This is a genomic window from Arthrobacter cavernae (assembly GCF_017368795.1).
Taxonomy (GTDB): domain Bacteria; phylum Actinomycetota; class Actinomycetes; order Actinomycetales; family Micrococcaceae; genus Arthrobacter; species Arthrobacter cavernae.
In genome coordinates this window covers 98,850-105,168 of the sequence record NZ_JAFNLL010000010.1, presented here as the reverse complement: position 1 = coordinate 105,168, position 6,319 = coordinate 98,850, and the positions used below count along the sequence as shown (strand labels likewise).

The following is a 6,319-nucleotide window of genomic DNA, read 5'->3' as shown; positions in this document are numbered from 1 at the left end:
TGGTGGCAAGGTGCTGCGGCCGGGGGATCAGGTTTTCCGCCAGGTTCATTGGGTCCTTTGACGAGGGTCGTTAACGGCGACGGCGGCCCGTCCAATCAGGAGGGGCCGCCGTCGTTAGTGCGGTGGGTGGGCCCACGCCGGCAGGGTTCCCTGGCCGAAGCGGAGCGAGGTTAGGGGGCCGGTGGATGGGCCCACGCCGGCAGGGTTCCCTGGCCGAAGCGGAGCGAGGTTAGGGGGCCGGTGGGGACTAGTCGCCCAGGCGCAGGCCCGTCGTGGTGTCGAACAGGTGCACGTGGCCGGACTGCGGACGCACGTTGATGGACTCGCCCTTCATCGGAGGCCGGCGGCCGTCGACGCGGGCCACGATGTCGTGGCTCTTGCCGTCCAGCATGGTGTGGCCGTAGACATAGGCATCGGCACCGAGTTCTTCGACGACGTCCACCTCAACCTGCAGGCCTTCGCCGGCGCCTACGGTCTCAAGGTCTTCGGGGCGTGTCCCCAGGGTCACGGTCTTGCCGTGGGCCTCTTCGAGGACGTTGCGCGGCACCGGGTAGACCGTACCGCCGAACTGGACGCCGCCGTCGACTACCGGAAGCTCCAGCAGGTTCATGGCCGGGGAGCCGATGAAGCCGGCAACGAAGACGTTCGCCGGGCGGTCATACAGGTTGCGGGGGGTGTCAACCTGCATGAGCAGGCCGTCCTTGAGCACCGCAACGCGGTCGCCCATGGTCATGGCCTCGACCTGGTCGTGGGTCACGTAGACGGTGGTGACGCCAAGGCGGCGGGTGAGGGAAGCGATCTGGGTGCGGGTCTGGACACGGAGCTTGGCGTCCAGGTTGGACAGCGGCTCATCCATGAGGAAGACCTGCGGGTTGCGGACGATTGCACGGCCCATGGCGACGCGCTGGCGCTGGCCGCCGGAGAGAGCCTTCGGCTTGCGGTCCAGGTACTGCTCAAGGTCCAGGAGCTTGGCGGCTTCGCGGACACGCTCGGCGCGCTCTTCCTTGGAGACGCCGGCGATCTTGAGTGCGAAGCCCATGTTGTCCGCAACAGTCATGTGCGGGTACAGGGCGTAGTTCTGGAAGACCATGGCGATGTCGCGGTCCTTCGGCGGAACATCCGTGACGTCGCGGTCACCGATCAGAATGCGGCCGGCGTTCACATCCTCAAGACCTGCGAGCATGCGCAGGGAGGTGGACTTGCCGCAACCGGAGGGTCCAACGAGGACCAGGAATTCGCCATCGGCGATGTCGATGTTGAGCTTATCGACGGCGGGCTTATCTGTGCCCGGGTACAGACGCGTAGCGTTATCAAAAGTAACTGTAGCCACAGTTATCAATCCCTTCACCGGCAGGTACGTGCCGGACGATCCGTAGTGAATGGTTCTTTGTATTCGGTTGGACTCCCCGGCCGAGGCCGGGGAGCATCGCGTGACGCCGCACGGTTTCTGTGCGCCAGATCACACAGAGAGTATGTCAGACTTTTTGCGTAGTCACGCAAATGTTACGGATCTCACATTTTCACTCAGGTGCTGGCGGTGACGCGGCGGCGTTCGCGCAGCAGCGCCTCGAGCAGTTCGGCCACGTGGACCGGGGCTTCCACCCGGAACTCCGCCTGGGTGAAGTCCAGCCCCACCTTCACGCCGACGTCCCCCCGCAGCAGCCGGCCCAGCGCGTCCTCGTCCGTGACGTCGTCGCCGGCAAACAGCACCGCCGTGGCCCCGGTGGCCTGCCGCAGGAACTCCACGGCCTCGCCCTTGGACGCATGGACCACGGACGTTTCCAGGACCCGCTTGCCGGTCTTGAGGAACACACCGGGGCGGTCCCGAAGGACCCGCGTGGCAGCCTCGACGGCGTCCTCCGCGACGTCGTCGTCCGCCAGCCTGGTGTGCAGCACCACGCCTGCCGGCTTGTCCTCCAGCAGTGTTCCCGGGGCTTCCTCCACGATTTCGGCCAGCACGCCGCGGACCTCCTCCAGCAGCTGCCGCTGGGCGCTGTCCAGCTCCAGGCCGAGGGAGCCCTCGCCCAGCCAGACCTCGGCGCCGTGGCTGCCGACCAGCAGGGCCGCGGCAGGGGGCGAAGCGACCTCCCGCAAACTGGCCAATGCCCGGCCGGAGATCAGCGCCGTCGTCGTCCGTGGCAGTTCCGCGATGCTGCCCAGCGCGGCCGCCGAACGCGGCAGCGGGCGCGCGTCGCCGGCGTGGCCGACGATGGGGGAGAGGGTGCCGTCGAAGTCCAGGGCCACGAGCAGGTGCTCGGTCCCGGCGATGCGGCGGACAGCGTCCAGCAGCTCCGGAGACAGGCTCAGGGGGGTCTGCTCAGGAGTCATCGCGCACCACTTTCTCATTCAGCGCCCCAAGGAAATCGGCGGACCAATGGTCGACGTCGTGGGTGAGGATCTGCTTGCGCATGCCCTTCATCCGGCGGCGGGCCTCGCGGACCGGCAGGTTGACCGCGCGCATGATGGCGTTCTTCATGCCGTCGATATCGTGCGGGTTGATGAGGAGTGCCTGCTTGAGCTGGTCCGCGGCGCCGGTGAACTCGCTGAGTATCAAGGCGCCGGTGTCCTGGGTCCGCGCGGTGACATATTCCTTGGCCACCAGGTTCATGCCGTCACGCAGCGCGGTGACCAGCATGACGTCCGCGGCCAGATACAGGGCCACCATTTCCTCCACCGGGTAGCTGTGGTGCAGGTAGCGGACGGCCGTGTTCTGGATGGTGTCGTACGTGCCGTTGATGTGGCCCACGGTGCCTTCGATTTCCTCGCGCAGCAGACGGTACTGCTCCACACGCTCACGGCTGGGGCTCGCCACCTGGATCAGCGTAGCGTCCTCCACCTTGATGAGGCCCTCGTCCAGCAGTTCCTCGTAGGCCTTGAGCCGGTGCCGGATGCCCTTGGTGTAGTCGAGCCGGTCCACGCCCAGCAGGACGGTCTTCGGGTTGCCCAGGTCCTCCCGGATCTGGCGGGAGCGCTCGATGATCGCCGGATTCTTGGCGAGATCACTGATCTGCTCCACGGCAATGGAAATCGGGAACGCCTGGGCCCGGGCGATGTGCGTGATGGCGCCGTCGGGACCCTTGACGTGCACCTGCTGCTGCTTCACGCTGGCCCCCAGGAAGCGGCGGGCGGAACGCATGAAGTTGCCGGCGTCGCTGGGGCGCTGGAAACCCAGCAGGTCCGCGCCCAGCAGTCCGTCGATGATTTCCTTGCGCCACGGAAGCTGGGCGAAGATTTCCGGCGGCGGGAACGGGATATGGTTGAAGAAGCCGATCCTCAGGTCGGGCCGGGCCTCGCGGAGCAGGCGCGGGACGAGCTGGAGCTGGTAGTCCTGCACCCAGATGGTGGCCCCGTCGGCCGCATGCCGTGAGACGGCGTCGGCGAACTTGCGGTTGACCTTGCGGTAGGAATCCCACCAGGCACGGTGGAACTCGGGCGGGGCGATGACGTCGTGGTACAGCGGCCACAGGGTGGCGTTGGAAAAGCCCTCGTAGTACAGCTCGACATCGTCACTGCTCAGCTGCACGGGGACCAGATCCATGCCTTCATGGCTGAATGGACGGACGGTCTCGTCCGGGGCGCCGTGCCAGCCCACCCACGCGCCGTCGGCCTTGGTCATCAGGGGAGCGAGCGCGGTGACGAGCCCGCCGGGCGAGCGGCGCCAGCCGCCGTCGTCGTCTTCCGTACCTTCGCTGGTGCAGCGGTCCACGGGAAGCCTGTTCGAGACCACCATGAAGTCGAACTTTGTCCCCGCCGGGCGCCTTTTCGAAGCGGCCCTGACGCCGTCATTTGTCTTGAGTTTGTCGCTTGCCGGTTCCTGCATTACTGCTCCCTGGGGTTGCTGTGACTCATATCCCACCCTACCGGCGGGAATCATCGGCGCCACTAGCTCGTTTCTCAGGCGGGATGGCGGGCCCGCAGCCGGGCCACAGAACGCTCCCGTAAACTGGCCCCGTTGCCATAGCCACTATTACGACGTCGAATGACCCGAGGAACTGATGAGCCCCGCTAACGAACCACGCCTGTCCAAGGCCGAACGCACCGCCCAGGCCCGTGAACGGGCCCGCGAGATCCGCGAAGCGCAGTTGAATAAGGACAAGCGCAACAAACTCCTCATCGCCTGGGGCATTGTGGTGGCCGTGGTGGCCATCATCGCCGTTGTGGCGCTGGTGGTCACCACCAGCCTGCAGCAGAGCGCACCGGTCGCGGACGAGGGCCCGACGCCGGCCAACGGCAATGTGCACGGCGGCGTGACGCTGCTGGCCAACACCGACGTGGTGAAGTCCGAGGCAACTACGGTGAAGCTGGCCGACGTTCCGTCCGCTCCCGCCACGAAGCCAGCCACGGTCAACGCTCCCGGCGCCGAGGCCGAAGCCGGCAAGCCCGTCAAGGTGGTGGCCTACATCGACTTCATCTGCCCGGCCTGTAAGGCATTCGAGGGCCGGTTCAACGAGACACTGACCACCCTGCGCAACGAAGGCAAGATCTCGCTCGAGTACCGTCCTCTGGGCTTCCTGGACCGGCAGTCCAGCACCAACTACTCCTCCCGTGCTGCCAACGCGGCCGCCTGCGTTGTGAACACTTCGCCGGAAAAGTACGCCGACTTCTTCAACCTGCTGTTCGAACGCCAGCCTGCCGAAGGCGGCGCAGGCATTTCAGACAACGATCTCAAGAAGCTGGCCACCGAAGCAGGCTCGGCCAACATCGACTCCTGCATCGACACCAAGCAGTTCCGCCCCTACGTGAAGTACTCCACTGAATTGGCGGCGAACATCGGTATCACGGGCACGCCCACCATCTTCGTCGACGGCAAACAGTGGGCCGGCACCACCGACCTGAACGCCGACATCCAGACCGCCATCGACGCCAAGAAGTAGCCCGCGCGGGGCTTGGCTCCAGCCTCCTGGCTCTGTGGCTCCAGCTCGCGGGTTCGGGCCGTACTCGCTGTTTCGATGCAGCGAGTGCGGCCCGAACCCGCTTGTTGGCGGATCCGTTGGGGTCTGCCGGCCGAGTGGGCCGAGGTGAGCCGTCCTGTGCCGGCCGAATTTCCGTGCCGGGACGGTCTGGGCTACCCTTATCTAGCGCTTGCGCGCACTGTTCCGGTCCGCCGGAATGCCAGCTCCGGTGTGCCGGGGCACGCCTCCTTAGCTCAGTTGGCCAGAGCACCGCTCTTGTAAAGCGGGGGTCGTCGGTTCGAATCCGACAGGGGGCTCCAACAACCCCGCCGTACCTGCCAAGACGCAGGAACGGCGGGGTTCTTGCGTCTCAACGGTTGCTCCCACGGCCCACTGACGGCAGGCCCGACGCCGGCAGCCAACGGGATGCACGGCCAGGACAGCCAGGAGCAATTAACACCCCCGTGACAACCCGGAAACCGCCCTCGAATCCGTGCCGGATACCGTGGCCGCATGAACGCATCGCCTGCCGCCAAGATCGGCTCCAGAATCGCCGCCTGGATCGAAGCTGCCTACTTCCACCAGTGCGTTGACCGGACCCCGGAAGGTGTCCTTGAAGCCACGCGCTACGGCTGGCTTCCGGCCCTCAGCGGAGTGACGGTTGCCAGCGCCCAGGCCGCCAAGTGGCACGCTGAATCCGCCAAGACAGACAGCTGACGAAGCGGGGTTTGAACTGCAGAATGTCGCGTTGGGCACACTATTCGTTTATTACGTGTAATATGCCCTAAACTGCTTCACTGAGGTGCCTGAAATGGCACTATGCAGCAACGAAAGTGAACCCCTCAATGGCTACCGATTACGACGCTCCCCGCAAGACAGAAGAAGAGTCTCCCGCTGAATCGCTCGAGGCCCTTCAGGCGTCGCGCGGTGCCGGTGCCCAGACCGCAGTCATCGACGTCGACGAGAACGACACTGCGGAGGGCATTGACCTCCCCGGTGCCGACCTCTCCGGTGAAGAGTTGACCGTTGTAGTTGTCCCGGAGCAGTCCGATGAATTCACCTGTTCATCCTGCTTCCTGGTCCGTCACCGGTCCCAGATTGCCCTGGAAAAGAACGGCCTCAAGTACTGCAAGGACTGCGAAGGCTAAACTTCCCAAGCGCCGCAATGCGGAAAAGCCCCGTCAGGTTCCCCCAAGACCGGACGGGGCTTTTTGCATGCCGCCAGCGCAAAGTCACGCTTTGGTGTCGTTATGTTCGGTCACGAACGCAGGCCCGAAGGCCCCGGAATCCCCGCCGGAACGGCCCAAAACACCCCGCCGATTACGCTCCTGTGACCCCGGAACAGGCCTACTAACGGTTGGGCGCCGAAGCGGCCACAAGCCGTCCAAAGGGGCCTGGACGCTCCTACGCTTGAGGTATCCAAGCAC

Annotated in this window: 6 protein-coding genes and 1 tRNA gene; 4 read left to right on the top strand and 3 right to left on the bottom strand. The window is 65.5% G+C overall.

Going from position 1 to position 6,319, the window contains the following annotated elements; genetic code table 11:
• Nucleotides 1-247: 247 nt before the first annotated feature.
• The 3 genes from J1902_RS06230 to J1902_RS06220 all read right to left on the bottom strand — a co-directional run bounded on the left by J1902_RS06230 (nucleotide 248) and on the right by J1902_RS06220 (nucleotide 3,820).
• Nucleotides 248-1,330: an ABC transporter ATP-binding protein gene (locus J1902_RS06230; RefSeq protein ID WP_207615387.1), complete on the bottom strand. Its 1,083-nt coding sequence runs from the start codon at nucleotides 1,328-1,330 to the stop codon at nucleotides 248-250.
• Nucleotides 1,331-1,524: 194 nt separating this feature from the next.
• Nucleotides 1,525-2,328, bottom strand: coding sequence for a trehalose-phosphatase (otsB, locus tag J1902_RS06225; RefSeq protein WP_207615386.1), 804 nt, complete (start codon nucleotides 2,326-2,328; stop codon nucleotides 1,525-1,527).
• Nucleotides 2,318-3,820 (bottom strand): alpha,alpha-trehalose-phosphate synthase (UDP-forming), encoded by a 1,503-nt coding sequence (locus J1902_RS06220; protein WP_207615385.1) that lies wholly within the window; start codon nucleotides 3,818-3,820, stop codon nucleotides 2,318-2,320. The genes otsB and J1902_RS06220 overlap by 11 nt, the downstream gene beginning before the upstream one ends.
• 175 nt (nucleotides 3,821-3,995) lie before the next feature.
• Here J1902_RS06220 and J1902_RS06215 point away from each other — a divergent pair, with 175 nt between their 5' ends.
• The 4 genes from J1902_RS06215 to J1902_RS06200 all read left to right on the top strand — a co-directional run bounded on the left by J1902_RS06215 (nucleotide 3,996) and on the right by J1902_RS06200 (nucleotide 6,040).
• Nucleotides 3,996-4,874 carry a DsbA family protein gene (locus tag J1902_RS06215; RefSeq protein ID WP_207615384.1) on the top strand — a complete coding sequence of 293 codons (879 nt, stop codon included), beginning with the start codon at nucleotides 3,996-3,998 and terminating at the stop codon, nucleotides 4,872-4,874.
• A 261-nt stretch (nucleotides 4,875-5,135) separates the two neighbouring features.
• A tRNA-Thr gene (locus J1902_RS06210) sits at nucleotides 5,136-5,212 on the top strand.
• Between the two features lie 193 nt (nucleotides 5,213-5,405).
• Complete coding sequence (locus J1902_RS06205; protein ID WP_207615383.1) at nucleotides 5,406-5,609, top strand: hypothetical protein; 204 nt, start codon at nucleotides 5,406-5,408, stop codon at nucleotides 5,607-5,609.
• Nucleotides 5,610-5,737: 128 nt separating this feature from the next.
• Nucleotides 5,738-6,040, top strand: a complete 303-nt coding sequence (locus tag J1902_RS06200) for a DUF4193 domain-containing protein (RefSeq protein WP_207615382.1) — start codon at nucleotides 5,738-5,740, stop codon at nucleotides 6,038-6,040.
• Nucleotides 6,041-6,319 lie beyond the last annotated feature (279 nt).

Coding starts and splice junctions, on each gene's coding strand:
- otsB (WP_207615386.1), bottom strand. CDS start 2,328: ATGACTCCTGAGCAGACCCCCCTGAGCCTGTCTCCGGAGCTGCTGGAC.
- J1902_RS06215 (WP_207615384.1), top strand. CDS start 3,996: ATGAGCCCCGCTAACGAACCACGCCTGTCCAAGGCCGAACGCACCGCC.
- J1902_RS06205 (WP_207615383.1), top strand. CDS start 5,406: ATGAACGCATCGCCTGCCGCCAAGATCGGCTCCAGAATCGCCGCCTGG.
- J1902_RS06220 (WP_207615385.1), bottom strand. CDS start 3,820: ATGCAGGAACCGGCAAGCGACAAACTCAAGACAAATGACGGCGTCAGG.
- J1902_RS06200 (WP_207615382.1), top strand. CDS start 5,738: ATGGCTACCGATTACGACGCTCCCCGCAAGACAGAAGAAGAGTCTCCC.